This window comes from Streptomyces canus (assembly GCF_001514145.1).
GTDB lineage: Bacteria > Actinomycetota > Actinomycetes > Streptomycetales > Streptomycetaceae > Streptomyces > Streptomyces canus.
On record NZ_KQ948656.1, the window covers coordinates 48,573 to 65,151 of the forward strand.

Consider the following 16,579-nt stretch of genomic DNA (forward strand, 5'->3'; position numbering starts at 1 on the left):
GCTCTGCTTCCACCTTCTGATCGGCTGTCCGTGCGTCCGGGTCGGCACGCATCACCGCCTGTCAGAGCATGCGTCGCCACGGCAGATGGGGTCCGGCGCCTACCGGGACGGCCGCGGGCAGCCGGTACGGCGCCTCAGCCGAGGCGGCGATGGTCCTCCTCGTCCCACTTGCGGGTGTCCCGCGGCTGCACGTACGGCTCCTGTTCGGCCGGGTGACCGCCGGCCACTGCGCGCTGACGGTGCATTTCGGCGTCGAATTCCAGGCCGAGCAGGATCGCCAGGTTCGTGATCCACAGCCACACCAGGAAGATGATCACTCCGGCGAAGGTGCCGTAGGTCTTGTTGTACGAGGCGAAGTTCGCCACGTACAACGCGAACCCGGCCGAGGCGACCATCCAGATCACCAGTGCCAGGAAGCTGCCCGGGGTGACCCACCGGAAGCCGCGCACCCGGGCGTTCGGCGTCGCCCAGTACAGGATCGCGATCATGGTCGTGACGAGGACCGCCAGCAGCGGCCACTTCGCAATCGACCACACCGTCAGTGCCGTGTCGCCCACCCCCAGAGAGGAGCCGATCTGTTTGGCAAGGGCGCCGGTGAACACGACGATCACTGCGCTGACGACGGCCAGGACCAGCAGTACCGCCGTCACGCCGACGCGGACGGGCAGCACCTTCCACACCGGGCGGCCCTCCGGGATGTCGTAGACCGCGTTGGCGGACCGGATGAACGCGGCGACATAGCCGGAGGCCGACCACACCGCGAGCACCAGACCAACGATCGCCATCACCGAGCCGATCCCGGCGTTGCCCTGCATCTGCTTCACCGCATTGCTCAGCACATCCCGCGCCGCGCCCGGGGCCAGTTTCTGGATGTTGTCCAGCACCTGCTGCGACACCGACTGCCCGACGACGCCGAGCAGCGAGATCAATGCCAGCAGGGCCGGAAACAGCGCCAGGATCCCGTAGTAGGTCAGCGCCGCCGCCCGGTCGGTCAACTCGTCCTTCTTGAACTCCTTCAAGGTGCCTTTCAGTACCGCTCCCCAGGAGCGCTTGGGCAGATCCGTCGGACTGTCCGGCGACTGCCGCTCCACCTGCTCATTCGGCCCGGCCTCAGGTGCCCGCGCGGTCTCGGCCTTTTGGTCGGTCGCGCTGTGCCCGCCGTGCCTTCCATTCCGTTTCAACGTCCGTACCATTCCCGACGTGTATCCGGACGAGAACCACCTATACACACATTCTTCGCATATCGTGACAAGATCGAAGATATCGATCACCGTGCGGAGCGAGGCGACCCCAGCTCCCACACCTTGCTCTTCGCCCGCGGCCACCACGCGCACGCCGACACCGTGGCAGCCACCAACGTATTTCGGGCCGGGCTGGTCCGTCGCCACGCCAACGCGGCATAGCGAGAAGCCCCCGGCTTGGGCCGGGGGAGGAGTCACCCGAACGCAGAGATCGCCGACTCCGACTGGAAACTGCAACCTCAGCGCGCTCGTGCCGGACACGCCTATGTCAACGAGCGGCCCACTCTGTCAGCACCGACAACTGACACAGCGGCACAGTGACATCACTCCTCCCGGAAAGTGACGCAGCCGCGCACGGGTGGAGAAACTGCGGTCAGGCGCTGCGTGATCGGCGTGTGGCCGTCCTCTTCGTGGTCTTCTTCGCTGCCGCCTTCTTGGCCGGCTGCTTCCAGAAGCGCGCGATCCGCACCGCCCAGCTCGCGCTGGAGTCCGCGCGATGATCCGGGGGTGCGGGGTGGCGCGGCCGAAGCCGTGGGAAGTCGACGACGAGCTGTGGGCGGTGATCGAGCCGCTGCTTCCGAAGGTCGAGCGTCGGACGCGGCATCCGGGACGCAAGCGGCATCCGGACCGGCTGGTGTTTCAGGGCATCCTGTGCGTGCTGCACACCGGAATCTCCTGGGAACACCTGCCGCAGGAACTCGGCTTCGGCTCGGGCATGACTTGCTGGCGGCGCCTGGCCGAGTGGACCGAGGCCGGGGTGTGGCCCCGGCTGCACGAGGTGCTCCTCGCGAAGCTGCGCAGTGCGAACGCCCTGGACCTTTCCCGGGCGGCCTTCGACGGCTCGCACATCCGGGCGTTAAAGGGGGCCCCAAGACGGGACGAAGCCCTGTCGACCGGGGCAGGACGGGCAGTAAGCATGACCTGATCACAGATGCCAGCGGCATCCCGCTCGCTGCCACCTTGACCGGCGGCAACCGCAACGACGTCACCCAGCTGATCCCGCTCCTCCAGGCCGTGCCGCCGGTGCGGGGCAAGCGCGGCCGGCCCCGGCGCCGCCCGGACGTGGTGCTGGGCGACCGCGGCTACGACCGCGACAAGTACCGCCGCCTGGTCCGGGACCTCGGCGTGAGGCCGCTGATCGCCCGCCGCGGCACCGAGCACGGCTCCGGCCTGGGCACCCAACGCTGGGTTGTGGGGCGCGCGTTCGCCCACCTGCACTGGTTCCGCCGCCTGCGGATCCGCTGGGAGATCCGCGACGACATCCACGAAGCCTTCCTCACCCTGGGATGCGCACTGATCTGCTGGAGAAGGCTCCGCACTGCCACGGGCCTTTGACGCGGCACTGCGGGGGTTCAGGACCCAGTGGCCCCCTCCGCCAGATCCTTGATCGCGTTGAGGTGGTGTTCCCACTGAGTAGCGAGGGTGTCCATCCACCGTGTTGTCCGCCTCAGCGGCTGCAAGTCGGCTTCGTAAAGGACCTCGCGTCCGGCACGGTGGGCGCGTACCAGTCCGGCGCGGTCGAGGACGGCCAAGTGTTTGGCCACCGCCTGGCGGGTGATGGGGAGGCTTGCCGCCAGGGACGTCGAGGTTGCGTCGCCTTCGCGGGCGAGGACGGCCAGGACCTCTCGGCGGATCGGGTCGGCCAGGGCCACCAGGACGTCCTCGGGAGCCTGTTCGCCCTCGGAGGTGCGGGTCATGCCGTGGTCTGTTCGCAGTCCGCGCGCAGCTGGTCGAGCTTGCCGGGCCAGTTCTGGCTGTTGGCGCGGTGCCGGTCGGTGGCCTCGTCGGTGGGCAGCCCGAGGTGCGCGAAGCCGCTCTCGACCATGGTGAGCTTGGTGCCTCCCGTGGAGTCGTCTTCGGTCAGGGTGAACTCGACGAGAGTGGCGTTGGAGTCGTCCGGCTCCTCGCCGGCGGCACCTTGAGACCACCGCCAGGACAGGACGCGCGGCGGCTCGACTGTCTGGATACGGGCGGGAATGACGCCGTGGATTCCGTGGTCGAAGACCAGGAGACCGCCGGGGCGCAGGTCGATCTTGACCGGCTCTCCATTGCCGAACCAGCGGCCGAGGAAAGCGGGCTCGCTCAGCACGGACCAGACCCGTTCCCTGGAGGCATTGATCAGGATCGCGCGTTCGATCATGTTGGGGATCATTGCAACCTCATCTCATCCGGATGCGCTACCCAAAGGTTGCACATCCCGAACCCGCGCGCAAACGATCAGTTGCGCATCGGGTAAGCGGCCGCCTGGGTCCCGCCAAGCTTCGAGCCACGCTACTCACTCCGCTACGAGTTCTTAGGGCGGCCATGAGATCGAACCCCTGGCCCAGCTGTTCGGGCTCCGTCTCGAAGATCTTCGCCAGGGCGCCGGTGTCGGTGACCTCCGGGCCCGAGGGCGAGCGCATGCTCGACCTCCTCCTACGACACCGTCTCGTTGGGCGAGCCGACGGCGGCCGGATCGCGGACCTCATCCGGCCGGCGCGTCGCATGCAGGACGATCGCATCGTGTTACGCCTCCTTGCCCGCCTCACTCTCCGCGCGGATCGTGGGTGAGCTATCCTCCGCGCATGCGCGGACAGTTCACCGGCTGGCCGGAGCAGGCCATGGACGTGTTGTGGCAGCTCCAGGGCGAACCGACCCACGCGACCCGCGAACGCTACCGCGCGGACCGCGAACGCCTGGTCCGGCAGCCGATGATCGCCCTGCTCAACGAACTCGCGGACACCGACCCGCGGTACGAGGACTTCTCCGTCTGGCACTACCGCACCAACTCGTGGTGGTGGCAGCACCAGGGCGCGGTGATCCGGCTCGGCCGCAAGATCGAGATCGGTCTTCGGTTCTCCCTGGACGGCCTGCGGATCCAGGGCGCCTGGTGGTACCCCGATCCCGGTCAGGTGGACACTTTCCGCAAAGCCGTCGCCTCCGAGAGGAGCGGCCGCGAACTGTCCGTCATCGTCGAGGACGTACGGAGGAAGGGATACGACATCTCCGGGGACGTGATGAAACGACCCCCGCGCGGCTATCCGACGGACCACTCCCGTACGAACCTGCTGCGCCACCGTTCGCTGATCGCCGCTCGTCCCCTCGGCTGCGAGGAGTGGCTGCACACCCCCGAGGCGGTCGACCGGGTCCTCTCGGCCGCCGCCGACCTGGACGCCCTGCTGATGTGGCTGGTCCGCCACGTGAAGCGCGCCGCCTGACATTCACGGGGCCGTGGGCGCCGCTGTGCCGCCACCTCACCGAGCCGGTGAAGAATCCAGGCGTGCGGATCAGGGCGATCGGTCCGGAGCAGGCGCATGTGCGGACCGCCGTACAGCGGGCATCGTTCGGCAGGTCGACGTTCACGGACGAGCACTGGCGCGTGATGACCGCCGGGACGCCTTGAGCAACACCCGCCGAAACACTTGGGCGCAACCCCCGGCCACGGCCGCGACCACGTCCTGCCCGCCCTCGTCCCGCCCCACGCGACCCTGCCGGTGCTTGATGGGCCGACTGGAGCTCGGCACGTGGCAGTCGGTGTGCCTGGTGGACACCGACAGGCACAACCTGGACCGGTAGGTGCGTCTGCGCTTCCTGGGGCGAGGGCCCCGCCGTGGTCTTTCGGTCACCGGGCCGTGTGGCACGGGCGCTCCGTGACGCCTGACCGTAATGCCCGTATCCTCATCAATGCCAGGTTCTCTTCCGAGCAACGGAGTGTCGCGGCAGCAAGTGAGGCGAAGCGTGGTTCGGTCCGGCGAGGAACCCAAGCCGGCGGGACGTGCGACGGATGGCACGGGGCCCGCCCATCCGCGTGAGCTGTTTCTCCAGGGCGAGCCGGTCGCGGAGGGCGTACGGACGTCCATCCTGAACTCGTGGCAGCGCTCCCGATCCCTGGGCCTGTCGCCGGACACGCTGGACCTGCCCTACCGGGAGGATTTCGACCCGGGCGGCCGTATCGTCCGCGCGGCCGTGCCGGTGCTGGACCGGCTGCAGGCCACGTTCGCCGGGAGTCAGGTCAACATCTCCGTCGCCGACGCGAACGGGACGGTGCTGCTGCGCCGCTTCGGGGACCCGTCGATGGCCAGGAGCCTGCCGGCCATCCAGGTCGTGCCCGGGTTCGTGTTCGCCGAGCAGGTCGCCGGCACCAACGGCATCGGGCTGGCCCTGGCGGAGCGGCAGCTCATCCGCGTCTACGGCGCCGAGCACTTCGCGGAGCGCTCCCAGCAGAGCGCCTGCGTCGCGCTGCCCGTGCGGGACCCGCTCAGCGGACGTATCGAGGGCGTCCTGTGCCTCGGCTATCCGCGCGGCTTCGAGCGGCCCGCCCTGGGCGTCGCCATCCGCAGGGCGGCGGAGGGCATCGAACGGCGGCTGCTGGCGCAGAGTTCCGCGCACGAGGGCGCCCTGCTGCGGACGTACCTGGCCGCCGGGGCCGGAACCGGCGGTCCGCATCGCGGCGTGGCGATGGACGCGCTGGCGAACGAATTCCGTTCCCGTGACGAGGCGATCCTGAAGGAGAAGGCCGCCGAGCTGATCTCCGGCGCGCAGCGGGGTGCCGTCGAGGTGCCCCTTCCCGACGGCCGGCGGGTGACCCTCGTGAGCCGCCCGGTAACGAGCAGCTCCGGGGTGCGGGGCATCGCCATCGAGGCCGTGCTGCCGGGCGCCCCGGTGGGGGAAACGCTTGCCGTAACCCGCCAGATGGACGAGCTGCCCACCCTCACGGCCCGGCTCTCGGCCACGCGCCCGGCGATCATCTTGCCGCCCGGCCACCTCGCCGCGGTCCCCGGTCCGGTCATCACGGCCGACGGAGACGGAGGCCCGGCCGGGCCGCACGCGACCGCCGAGCCCGGCGCGCCCCTCTCGGCGGTAGGCGACGGCCGCGCCGACAACCCAGCCGCGAGGGACAGCGGCCGGGGTTCCGGCGAGTCGGACGCGGCCGGTGGCCACCACCAAGCCGCCGAACCCGGCACGGCCGGCAGAAGTCAGGGCGTCGCCGAACCCGGCGCGGCCCTCTCGGCGGAAGGCGACGGCCGCGCCGTCGGCCCAGTCGCGCAGGACACTGGCCCGGGTTCCGCCGAACCGAACGCGCACGGTGGCCACCACCGGACCGCCGAATCCGGGACGGCCGGCAGAAGTCAGGGCGTCGCCGAACCCGGCGCGGCCCTCACGGCCCTCGGGAGCCAGAGCGCTTCCGAGCCCGACACTCCCCTCGCGGTCGGCGACGGCCCGGGTCCGGCGGATGAGCCGTCCGAGGCGGCGTTCCCGGCCCGGGCGCTGGTGATGCTGGGAGAGCCGCACGTCGGGGCCTACGCCCTGGCGGCGCGTCGGCGTCTGGAGTTGCTGTCCGAGGCCAGTACCCGCATCGGCACCACCCTGGATGTGCGCCGCACCGCCGAGGAACTGGCCGAGACCGCGGTCCCCGGGCTGGCCGACTTCGTCACCATCGACCTGCCCGACGCCGTGCTGCGCGGCGAGGAGTCCGCCGATCCCCTCGCCGACCTGCGTCGTACGGTCGTCCACGGGATTCGTGAGGGCCTGCCCTTCACCGCGCCCGGCGAGCGCATCGACTTCGGTCCGACCGCGCCCCAGTTGCGCTGTCTCACCAGCGGCGAGGCCGTGCTGGAACCGGACCTGAAGGCCGCCGCGGGCTGGCTCGCCCAGGACCCCGAGCACACCGCGCGCCTGCTGGCCCACGTCCAGTCCCTCATCGCGGTCCCGCTGCTCGCCCGCGGTGTCGTCCTGGGGATCGCCAGCTTCTACCGATTCGGCGCCTCCTTCGGGGACGACGACCGCTCGCTGGCCCAGGAACTCGCCTCCCGTGCCGCCCTGTCCATCGACAACGCCCGGCGCTACACCCACGAGCGCAGCATGGTCCTGGCACTGCAGCGCCGGCTCCTCCCACAGGGCCTGCCCGACCAGGACGCCGTCGAGGTCGCCCATCGCTACCTGCCCGCCGAGTCCGACGTGGGCGGCGACTGGTACGACGTCATCCCCCTGTCCGGCTCCCGCGTCGGGCTCCTCGTAGGCGACGTCGTCGGTCACGGCATGCTCTCCGCGGCCACCATGGGCCGCCTGCGCACCGCCGCCCGCAGCTTCGCCGAGCTCGACTTCCCGCCGGACGAGGTCCTCACCCACCTGGACAACCTCGTGGGCCGCCTGGACCGGGAGGATCCGGACGGCAAGGGCGCCGGCGTCATCGGTGCGACCTGCCTCTACGCCATCTACGACCCGACCACGCAGCGGTGTCTGATGGCCCGCGCCGGGCACCCACCGCCCGCGCTCGTCCACCCCGACGGCACCGTGACCTACCCCGAACTCCCCGCCGGGCCCCCGCTCGGCCTCGGGGGCCTGCCCTTCGACGCCGCCGAGGTCGATCTTCCTGCGGGCAGTCAGCTGGTCATGTACACCGACGGGCTCATCGAGGACCGGCACCGTGACGTCGACGAGGTCCTGGAGCAGCTGCGCGAGGCCCTGGCCCGCCCCGAGCGCGCCCCCGAGGAGACCTGCCGGGCGGTCCTGGACACCGTCGCTCCCGCGCACCCGCACGACGACATCGCGCTGCTCGTCGCCCGCGTCCACGCCCTGGACCCCGACCGGATCGCCGGCTGGGAGATGGCCGCCGACCCGGCCCTCGTCGGCGACGTGCGGGCGTCCGCCATGCGGTGGCTGTCCGACCGGGGACTCGACGAGGCCGCGTTCGCCGCGGAGCTGATCCTCAGCGAGCTGATCACCAATGCCATCCGGCACGGCGCGGAGCCCATCCGGGTGCGGCTGCTCTACGGCCGGACCCTGATCTGCGAGGTCTCCGACGCCAGCAACACCGCCCCGCACCTGCGCCGCGCGGCCAGCACCGACGAGGGCGGCCGCGGTCTGTTCCTCGTCGCGCAGCTCTCGCAGAGCTGGGGCACGCGCTACCTGCCGGAGGGCAAGGTCATCTGGGCCGAATGCGGGCTCGACGCCGCGTGACGAGGCACGGCCCCATGCCCGCGCCTTTTCCGTCCAGCCTTCCGTCCAAGAGGGCGTTTCATCGGTGTCGCGCCGACCCGAAGGATGCCCGAAATGCTGTAGTTTGATCAGGTGTGTGATGCTCCCGGCATGCAGGCGAAGGCGGCTTCGCCCTTCGGGCCCGAATCCCTGGTCCGTATCCGCGGACTCAGCAAACGATTCGGCGGCACCGTCGCGCTGGCCGGGGTCGATCTGGACGTCCACCCCGGCAGTGTCCTCGCCCTGCTCGGGCCCAACGGCGCCGGGAAATCAACCCTCATCAAGATCCTCGCCGGAGTCCACGACGCCGACGCTGGACAGATCACCGTCGCCGGAGAGCCGCTCGGCCACCCGACCGCCACCCGGAGCATGTCCTTCATCCACCAGGACCTCGGGCTCGTGGAGTGGATGACGGTCGCCGAGAACCTCGCCCTGACCACCGGGTACGCACGACGGTCCGGGCTGATCTCCTGGCGACGCACCGCCGAGCGCTGCGCCGATGCCCTGCGGATCGTCTCCGCCCGGCTCGACCCCGGCGCTCCGGTCTCCGCACTCGCGGCGGCCGACCGCTCGCTGGTCGCCATCGCCCGGGCACTGGCGGCACACGCACGGATCATCGTCCTCGACGAGCCGACCGCCCGCCTGCCCGCCGCGGACAGCGCCCGGCTCTTCCGCGTCCTGCACGACCTGCGCGACCGAGGGCACGCCATCCTCTACGTCACTCACCGCCTGGACGAGATCTACCAAGTCGCCGACGCCTTCGCCGTCCTGCGCGACGGCCGTCTCGTCAGCCACGGCCCGCTGGCCGGTCACAGTCCGGCCCGGCTGGTCCACGACATCGTCGGCGAGGTGGACGAACCGGCCCTCCACCGCACCGCCGGAGCCGTGGCCTACGCGCCGCCCGCCCTGACCCTCGACGGCGTGCGCACCACCGGGACCGGGCCCGTCAGCCTCGAACTGAGAGCCGGGGAGATCCTCGGACTGGTCGGCCTCTCCGGAGCCGGGCACATGGACCTGGGCCGCGCCCTCGCCGGCGCCCGGCCCCTCCTGGACGGGCGGGCCGTGCTGCACGGGCGGCCGTACCGCCCCCGCACGGTCACGGAGGCCGTCGCCCTCGGGGTCGGCCTCGTACCGGGCGACCGGCTGCGCGAGGGCTGCCTCGCCGAACTGACCGTACGTGAGAACCTCCTGGCCAATCCGGGCGCCGGAGGCCCGCCCGCACCACGCTGGATCGGCCCCCGCAGCGAACGGGCCCGGGCCGCAGCCCTGATCGAACGGTTCGCGGTGCGCCCCCGGGACACCGAGACCCCCATCGCCACGCTGTCCGGCGGCAACCAGCAGAAGGTCATGATCGGCCGCTGGCTGCGGTCGGACCTGCGGCTGCTGATCCTGGAGGAGCCGACCGCGAGCGTCGACGTCGGCGCCAAGGCCGCGATCCACCGTCTGCTCCAGGAGGCACTGGCGGCCGGCCTCGCAATCCTGCTGCTGTCCACCGACTTCGAGGAGGTGGCGAGCCTTTGCCGACGCACGCTGGTCTTCGTCCGCGGGACCGTCACGGCGCAGCTGAGCGGCCCCGACCTGACCATCGCCGGACTCACCCGGGCGGCCTCGGCCCTGCCCCCGTCCACGACCCGGCACTCATGACGCCGCCGCCCCGGCCCCGCAACCGCACCGGCGGCCACCTCGTCGGCGCCTACGGCCTGCTCGCCCTCACCGCCCTGCTCTACCTGGCCTTCTCCCTAGCCCTGCCGGACACCTTCCCCACCCAGGACACCGTCGACTCGATCCTGTCCAACCAGTCGATCCCGGCAATCCTCGCGCTCGCCGCCATGGTGCCCATCGTCACCGGCGCGTTCGACCTCTCCATCGGCTACGGCCTCGGCCTGGCGCATGTGATGGTGCTGTGGCTCGTCATCGAGGAGGGCTGGCCCTGGCCGCTCGCCTGTCTCACCGTGCTGGCCGGAGGACTGGCCGTGGGCGTCCTCAACGGCGTCGTCGTCGAGTTCGGCCGGATCGACTCCTTCATCGCCACCCTCGGCACCGGCAGCATGATGTACGCCATGACCGGCTGGATCACCGACGGCAGCCGGATCGTCCCCGGCCCGCAGGGCCTGCCGCCCGCGTTCACCGACCTCTACGACTCCTCCTTCCTCGGCCTCCCGGTCCCCGCCTTCTACGTGCTCGCCCTCGCCGCCGTCCTCTGGCTGGTGCTGGAGCGGCTGCCGCTCGGCCGGTACCTGTACGTCGTCGGGTCGAACCCGCGCGCTGCCGACCTCGTGGGCATTGCGACCCGCAGGTACACCGTCTACGGATTCGCCGCCTCGGGCCTGATCGTCGGCTTCGCCGGTGTGCTGCTCGCCGCCCAGCAGCAGATCGGCAACCCGAGCGTGGGCCTGGACTACCTGCTGCCCGCCTTCGTCGGTGCCCTCCTCGGCTCCACGGCGATCAAGCCCGGCCGGCCCAACGCCCTCGGCACCGTCGTCGCCGTCGCCGTCCTCGCCGTCGGCCTCACCGGCATCGGCCAGCTGGGCGCCGAGTTCTGGACGGTCCCGCTGTTCAACGGCGGCACCCTGCTCATCGCCGTGGGCCTGGCCGGCTACGCGGCCCGCCGACGGCTGCGCGGCGGCGTGGCCCGCGACACACCGGCCGCGCCGCCCCCGCCCCCACCTTCTCCGGCGCCGGAGAGCGGGACGTCACCGCCCTGACCCCGCGGCACGCCCGCCGCGTCGATCCCCTCCCTGGAGCTCCCGTGCACCGCACCCGCAAGGCCGCCCCCGCAGCCCGCACCGCGCGGCTCGCCTCCTGCGCCCTGCTGGCCACGGCCGCCGCCCTCGTCGGCTGCGAACGCGGTTCCTCCTCCGACGGCGCTGAGGAGACCGCTACGGGCCCGAACGGCTGCCCCGCCGTCCACACCCGGGCCCGGGAAGCCGTCACGCGGGCGCAGCGCAACGACATCCCCTGGGCAGGGCCCACCAGCGGCCCCAAGGCGGTGTCCGGCAGGACGATCGTCTACGTCGCCCAGACCATGACCAACCCCGGCGTCGCGGGCGCCGCCAACGGGGTGCGGGACGCCGCGCGGGCCATCGGCTGGAACGTCCGGGTGATCGACGGCGGCGGCACCCCGGCCGGCATCCAGTCGGCCATGAGCGAAGCCGTGGCCCTGCGGCCCTCGGGCATCGTCATCGGCGGGTTCGACCCCGACTCGACGGCCCAGCAGACCGCCCGGGCCAACGCACAGGGCATCCCGCTCGTCGGCTGGCACGCGGTCCCCGAGCCCGGCCCCAGCCGGCAGCCCGACCTCTTCACCAACGTCACCACCCGCGTCCAGGACGTGGCCCGGATCAGTGCGCAGTGGATCATCTCCGACTCCGACGGCCGCGCCGGGGTCGTGCTCATCACCGACGCCTCGATCCCGTTCGCGCGGAACAAGTCCGACCTGATCCGCAAGGACCTGGCGAGGTGTCAGGGGGTGCGGCTGCTCTCGGTGGAGAACATCCCGATCCCCGACGCCAGCGTCCGCACCCCCCAGGAGATCTCCTCCCTGCTGTCCCGCTTCCAGGACCGCTGGACCCACTCCGTGGCCATCAACGACCTGTACTTCGCCGACGCCGCCCCCGCCTTCCGCGCCGCCGGTGAGAAGGGCTCCGGCCCGCCCTTCAACATCGGGGCCGGCGACGGCGATCCGTCCGCCTTCCAGCGCGTGAACAGCAGGCAGTACCAGGCCGCCACCGTGCCCGAGCCGCTGTCCCTCCAGGGCTGGCAGATCGTCGACGAGTTCAACCGCGCCTTCTCCGGCCGCCCCCACAGCGGATACGTGGCGCCGGTGCACATCGCCACGGCCGACAACAGCCAAGGCGCCACCACGTGGGACCCGTCGGGCTACCGGGAGGCATACCGGAAGATCTGGGGACAGTGACGCCAGATGATCGTGGGCCATTCCGACGTGTCCGGCCTCTTCGACTCCACCCCGGATCTCGGCAGCGCACCCTGGCCGTTGAACAAACTCGGCCGACGTTGGCTTCGGATCACTCTGGGGAATCTGCTCTCTTCGCCGGCACGGCTTCAGCTTCGCACTGCTCGACGGTTGGTTCGACGTGGCGCACGTACCATCCTTGCCACCGTTGCCAGTTTCAGCACAGCCGGGCTGCTTGTGGCCATGCTCTTCGACGGAGTCTTCCGCTCCCGGATGTCCGCTGCATGGGAGCGGGCGATGACTCTCTTTGTCTCGGTGGTTGTGGGTGCTGGGCTCTTCGGCGGGCTGATCACCTATGCGGGCACACTCACCTGGACGACCTCGAGTGCCGAGGGGTGGGCGTCCCATGTCTGCGTGAATGCCCCGGGCTCGGGCGTGCTTTTTCATGTGGGTGTCAGCCGCCGTTGGCCGCCGAACGGTACGACATCCCCTGCTCAGCGGTCGGCAACACATCCGCGGGCCGACGATCTGGGGGCAGTGACGTGACGGACCCGCCCCAGGGGCTCTCCATGGGGTGACCACGAAGCCACCTACGGCTTGTCAAGGGCGCGTCCACGCGCCTCTCTGCGTGAACCTGATGTCAGCCGTCCTTTGATGGGGCGGTGCCGAGGTGGAGAAGCTGCACTGGAAAATCGCTGACTCTGTCCGGTCGACACTGCAAACGCCCCGGGTCTCTTTGAAAGGGACGGTAATCAATCCATGGGGTAGCCCAGAAACGGCGCCGATGAGCCTGATCATTAGCCGAAAACAGCCGCGAAGGCCAGCCGAATCCCGCGGGTTCGGTCTCGACGGCCCGTCCTCCTCACGGGCGGCGGGCAGTCCCACGCACTGATGTCATTTCGGAGGACCCCGTCTGGATTCTTGTGACCGACGATCTCGGAGATCACCCGGCCCTGGCGCAAACACGCAGATCGCGTCTTCAAACCGCCGCGACCAGCGCTGGCGCCTCGTTCAGATGATGCTCGGCGATCCTCGCATGAACTCCCGTTCGGGAAGTTCCCGTCGAGCTGTTCCGTCGGGTCACGTCTGCGGAGTCGAGGTCAGGTGGTGGGTCGGGGGGCGCGGAGGTGGGCGCGCTGCTTGAGTTCCTCTTCGTCGACGAGTTCGAGCATGGCTTGCCTGGCACGCACATCATGGTGACCACGAACTCGATCGTCTCGTCGGCCAGGGCGTTGCCGTCCTGGTAGTGGATGGCGTCACCTCGCCGCCCTGGTCCAACTCGGCCCGTCCTCGCCACCATCCCCATGAACGTACCCATGCCCGCGATGTCCGTTATCCGGCATGCGTCGCACCTTCCACGACGTCCAACACGTCGTGGGGCTGTGAGGTAGCCGAAGACATGGTGGTGAAGTGGGTCGCCCATCCCGTTGTTCATATGCCCGCTTCACCGGCACCGATCCCGACTTCCGGGCCCGCAGAGTGGCCACGTGGCCACCGCCCGGAACACGGCGTCACCAGCCCTCTGAAGTCAGGGCTTCCGGGACGCGGTGATGTCACAGAACGGACGTCTGCCCTGTCTTACCAACGGTCGGTCCGCGATGCCCTTCCCGCCGACGGCGAAGTGTGTCGTGAAGAGGGTGGTATTCGACGGATCTGACCAGCCGGTGATGCAAGTGGGCAGCATCGGCATCACGCCAATCACTCCTGCACCGAATTGGGAAACCCGTGAATTACGAAGAAGCGTCGCATATCAGCCAGGCAACAGCAGCACGGATCGAAACGCTCGACAGTCTTCGCGAGCACCTTCAATGGGCGATCGAACTGGAACACGCCACCCTGCCGCCCTATCTCTGCGCTCTCTACTCTCTCGACCCGCAGCGCAACCCTGACGCCGCCCAAGCGGTCGGCAGCGTCTTCGTCGAGGAGATGATCCATCTGGCCCTGGCGGCAAACCTGCTCAACGCGGTCGGCGGGCAGCCTCAGTTGGAGCCGGCGACACTGCTGCAGCATCATCCTCGCCCTCTCCCCCATGGCGACCCTTCCCTGCGGTTGTCGCTCGTTCCGTTCGGGACGGAGGCACTCGAGATGTTCCTCCGTCTCGAACAGCCGGCAGCACCCAGCGCTCCGCCGGAAGGAGACAACTACACGACGATCGGTCAGTTCTACGACGCGATCGAAGAAGGGCTGCGTCACCTGTGCGCAGAACTCGGGGAGACAGAAGTCTTCTGCGGTGACGGGGCACGCCAGGTGACAGCTGGTCCCTTCGCCCATACCGGCGGCACCTTGACCGCGGTCACAGACCTTTCTTCAGCGCTCGCGGCTCTGGAGGAAATCGTCGAACAAGGTGAGGGGACGGCACGTGGCGAAGTCTGGGACGGCGACCGAGACATCTTCCATCCCGACCGCGATGAGGTCTCTCATTACTACCGGTTCCAGGAGCTGCAGCTCGGACGCCGCTACCTGCGCGGTGACACACCGCAGTCGGGACCCACAGGTGAGGCCGTCGTGATCGACTCGGACGGCGTCCTGCCGATGCGCCCCAACCCCCTGCTGGCCGACCATCCCCTGGGCAGCCCCATCCGGAACGCTCAGGAGAAGTTCAACCGGACGTACTGCCAACTGCTCCAGCAACTCGAACAGGCTTTCAACGGCAGTCCGCAGATGCTCGGAGCCGCAACAGGCACGATGTACGCACTCAAGGCGCAGGCGCAGAATCTGATGACGATGCCCGACGGAGACGACACGACGGCCGGCCCGACATTCGAATACGTCGAAGCCCGGCCCTGAGAGGCTGCGAGATCTGACTGCTGCCGCGTTCCGGGAGTAGGCGAACCGCACCCGATCGAGCGTCTGCTCCCGGAGTCCGTAACGGCGAACGAGCGGCCCGTCAGACCCCTTCGGTGACCGTCATCCAGCGCCACTGGGTGAACTGCTCCAGATTGGCGGTGCCGCCGATGCGGGAGCCGTTGCCCGATGCTCCCATCCCGCCGAAGGGGGCGTTCGCGGCGTCCTTGGCGGAGACGTCGTTGAGGTGCACCATGCCGGTGCGCAACTGCTCGGCGATGGCCGCGGCCCGCGGCACCGAACGGGAGTGCACGGCCGCCGTCAGGCCGTATGCGGTGTCGTTGGCGATCTCGACGGCCTCCGTGTCGGTACGGAAGGCGACGACGGGGGCGACCGGCCCGAAGATCTCCTCGGTGAAGGCGGGCATGGTCCGCTCGACGTGGTCCAGGACGGTGGGCGGGTAGAACAGCCCGTCGCGGCGTCCGCCGGCCAGCATCCGTGCCCCGGCGGCCACGCTCTCGTCCACGATGCGTTCGATGTTCGCGGCCTGGCGCTCGCTGATCACGGGACCGAGGGCCACACCCTCCTCGCGAGGGTCGCCGACCCGCAGCGCGTTGGCCTGTCCGATCAGTGCCTCGGTGTACGGCTCCACGATGTCGGCGTGCACCAGATGGCGTCCTGCGGCGACGCAGGCCTGCCCCTGATAGCCGAAGGAACTCATCGCCCCGGCCGCCGCGGCGGCGTCGATGTCCGCGTCGTCGAGCACGACGATCGAGTTCTTGCCGCCCAGTTCCAGGGCCACCCGCTTGAGCCCGTCGCCCGCCGCGCGGGCGACCGCCCGTCCCGCCCCGGTGGAGCCGGTGAACACGACCATGGCGACGTGGGGATCGGTCGCGACCGCCGCACCGGTGCCGGGGCCTCCGGGCAGGACGTGGAGCAGCCCTTTGGGCAGTCCGGCTTCCTCGAACAGCCGCGCCACGACGACGCCGCCGGACACCGGCGTGTGGGGATCGGGCTTGAGCAGGACGGCGTTGCCCAACACCAGGGCGGGCGCGAGGGCCCGCATGGCGAACAGCAGGGGAGCGTTCCAGGGGTTGATGACGCCGACCACACCCAGCGGTACCCGCCACGCGTAGCTGGCCGGGCCGGGGGCCGGCGGGCTCAGGATCTCGCCGCGCGGCAGCGAGGCGAGCCCGGCGGCCTGCGACAGCTGACTGAGTCCGGCCGCGATCTCGTAGTCGCCCTTCGCCGGGACGCCACCGGACTCCCTGACGATCCACTCACGGACGGCACCGCCGTGGTCACGCAGTGCCCGGGCGGCACGGAGCAGGACCTCGGCGCGCTCCTGGGGTGCCGTCTCGGCCCAGGCCCGCTGAGCCCGGGCGGCCAGGGCACCGGCCCGGGCGACATCCGCGGGCGCCGCCACACCCACCTCCGCCAGCCGCTCTCCCGTGGCGGGTTCGTTCACCGGCTGAGTCCCGCCCCCGGACTGCCGCCAGCCGCCGCTGTAGATCTTCCCGGTGCAATCGGCCGCGTCCGGCCACGTCCCCTCGCCGGTGGCAGTCATGGCAGGACCCCCATCATCGATACATTGGTAGCCTTTTGGGACCTATGACCTCATTAAGCTTATATGTTCAACCACTTCCCTGTCGGTTGCTCGCGGCCGGGCCGGGACGCACGGTGG

At 70.3% G+C, this 16,579-nt stretch carries 12 protein-coding genes and 2 pseudogenes; 9 read left to right on the forward strand and 5 right to left on the reverse strand.

The features are described 5' to 3' along the window. Window positions 1-134: 134 nt before the first annotated feature. On the reverse strand, window positions 135-1,193 hold the full coding sequence (locus AQJ46_RS00250; RefSeq protein ID WP_059203612.1) for a YihY/virulence factor BrkB family protein: 1,059 nt from the start codon (window positions 1,191-1,193) through the stop codon (window positions 135-137). Between the two features lie 544 nt (window positions 1,194-1,737). On the opposite strand from AQJ46_RS00250, the gene AQJ46_RS51485 reads away from it, so the two are divergent. After that, window positions 1,738-2,576 (forward strand): IS5 family transposase gene (locus AQJ46_RS51485; protein ID WP_404828346.1). Its coding sequence is split into 2 segments (ribosomal slippage): window positions 1,738-2,098 and window positions 2,098-2,576, totalling 840 coding nucleotides; the frame shifts between segments, so codons are not numbered across the junction. A 17-nt stretch (window positions 2,577-2,593) separates the two neighbouring features. On the opposite strand, the gene AQJ46_RS00265 is transcribed toward AQJ46_RS51485, so the two are convergent. Beyond that, window positions 2,594-2,938 (reverse strand): ArsR/SmtB family transcription factor, encoded by a 345-nt coding sequence (locus AQJ46_RS00265; RefSeq protein ID WP_059203614.1) that lies wholly within the window; start codon window positions 2,936-2,938, stop codon window positions 2,594-2,596. Next, a complete protein-coding gene (locus AQJ46_RS00270; protein WP_208616846.1) occupies window positions 2,935-3,381 on the reverse strand; it encodes an SRPBCC domain-containing protein in 447 nt (148 codons plus the stop codon). The genes AQJ46_RS00265 and AQJ46_RS00270 overlap by 4 nt, the downstream gene beginning before the upstream one ends. 424 nt (window positions 3,382-3,805) lie before the next feature. On the opposite strand from AQJ46_RS00270, the gene AQJ46_RS00280 reads away from it, so the two are divergent. The 7 genes and pseudogenes from AQJ46_RS00280 (at window position 3,806) to AQJ46_RS55245 (ending at window position 12,657) form a co-directional block, all read left to right on the forward strand. Further along, window positions 3,806-4,438, forward strand: coding sequence for a DUF2461 family protein (locus AQJ46_RS00280; protein WP_225887192.1), 633 nt, complete (start codon window positions 3,806-3,808; stop codon window positions 4,436-4,438). Window positions 4,439-4,648: 210 nt separating this feature from the next. After that, a pseudogene (locus AQJ46_RS55240) lies at window positions 4,649-4,796 on the forward strand (YjbQ family protein); the annotation flags it as partial. Window positions 4,797-4,958: 162 nt separating this feature from the next. Continuing rightward, window positions 4,959-8,180 (forward strand): SpoIIE family protein phosphatase, encoded by a 3,222-nt coding sequence (locus AQJ46_RS56890; protein ID WP_059203617.1) that lies wholly within the window; start codon window positions 4,959-4,961, stop codon window positions 8,178-8,180. A 129-nt stretch (window positions 8,181-8,309) separates the two neighbouring features. Then, window positions 8,310-9,842, forward strand: a complete 1,533-nt coding sequence (locus AQJ46_RS00290) for a sugar ABC transporter ATP-binding protein (protein WP_059203618.1) — start codon at window positions 8,310-8,312, stop codon at window positions 9,840-9,842. Next, window positions 9,839-10,903, forward strand: a complete 1,065-nt coding sequence (locus AQJ46_RS00295; protein ID WP_059203619.1) for an ABC transporter permease — start codon at window positions 9,839-9,841, stop codon at window positions 10,901-10,903. The genes AQJ46_RS00290 and AQJ46_RS00295 overlap by 4 nt, the downstream gene beginning before the upstream one ends. 44 nt (window positions 10,904-10,947) lie before the next feature. Beyond that, the gene (locus AQJ46_RS00300; RefSeq protein ID WP_059203620.1) at window positions 10,948-12,114 is read left to right on the forward strand and encodes a substrate-binding domain-containing protein; all 1,167 of its coding nucleotides are present in this window, start codon (window positions 10,948-10,950) and stop codon (window positions 12,112-12,114) included. 6 nt (window positions 12,115-12,120) lie between these two features. Next, entirely contained in the window at window positions 12,121-12,657 is a 537-nt protein-coding gene (locus AQJ46_RS55245; protein WP_159063964.1) for a hypothetical protein, read from the forward strand. Between the two features lie 554 nt (window positions 12,658-13,211). Here the strand turns inward: AQJ46_RS55245 and AQJ46_RS51495 are convergent. Then, a pseudogene (locus AQJ46_RS51495) lies at window positions 13,212-13,372 on the reverse strand (cupin domain-containing protein); the annotation flags it as partial. A 464-nt stretch (window positions 13,373-13,836) separates the two neighbouring features. Here AQJ46_RS51495 and AQJ46_RS00305 point away from each other — a divergent pair. Continuing rightward, window positions 13,837-14,898 (forward strand): ferritin-like domain-containing protein, encoded by a 1,062-nt coding sequence (locus AQJ46_RS00305; RefSeq protein WP_059203621.1) that lies wholly within the window; start codon window positions 13,837-13,839, stop codon window positions 14,896-14,898. Window positions 14,899-14,998: 100 nt separating this feature from the next. Here the strand turns inward: AQJ46_RS00305 and AQJ46_RS00310 are convergent, their stop codons facing one another. Next, on the reverse strand, window positions 14,999-16,462 hold the full coding sequence (locus AQJ46_RS00310) for an aldehyde dehydrogenase family protein (RefSeq protein WP_059203622.1): 1,464 nt from the start codon (window positions 16,460-16,462) through the stop codon (window positions 14,999-15,001). Between the last annotated feature and the right edge of the window lie 117 nt (window positions 16,463-16,579).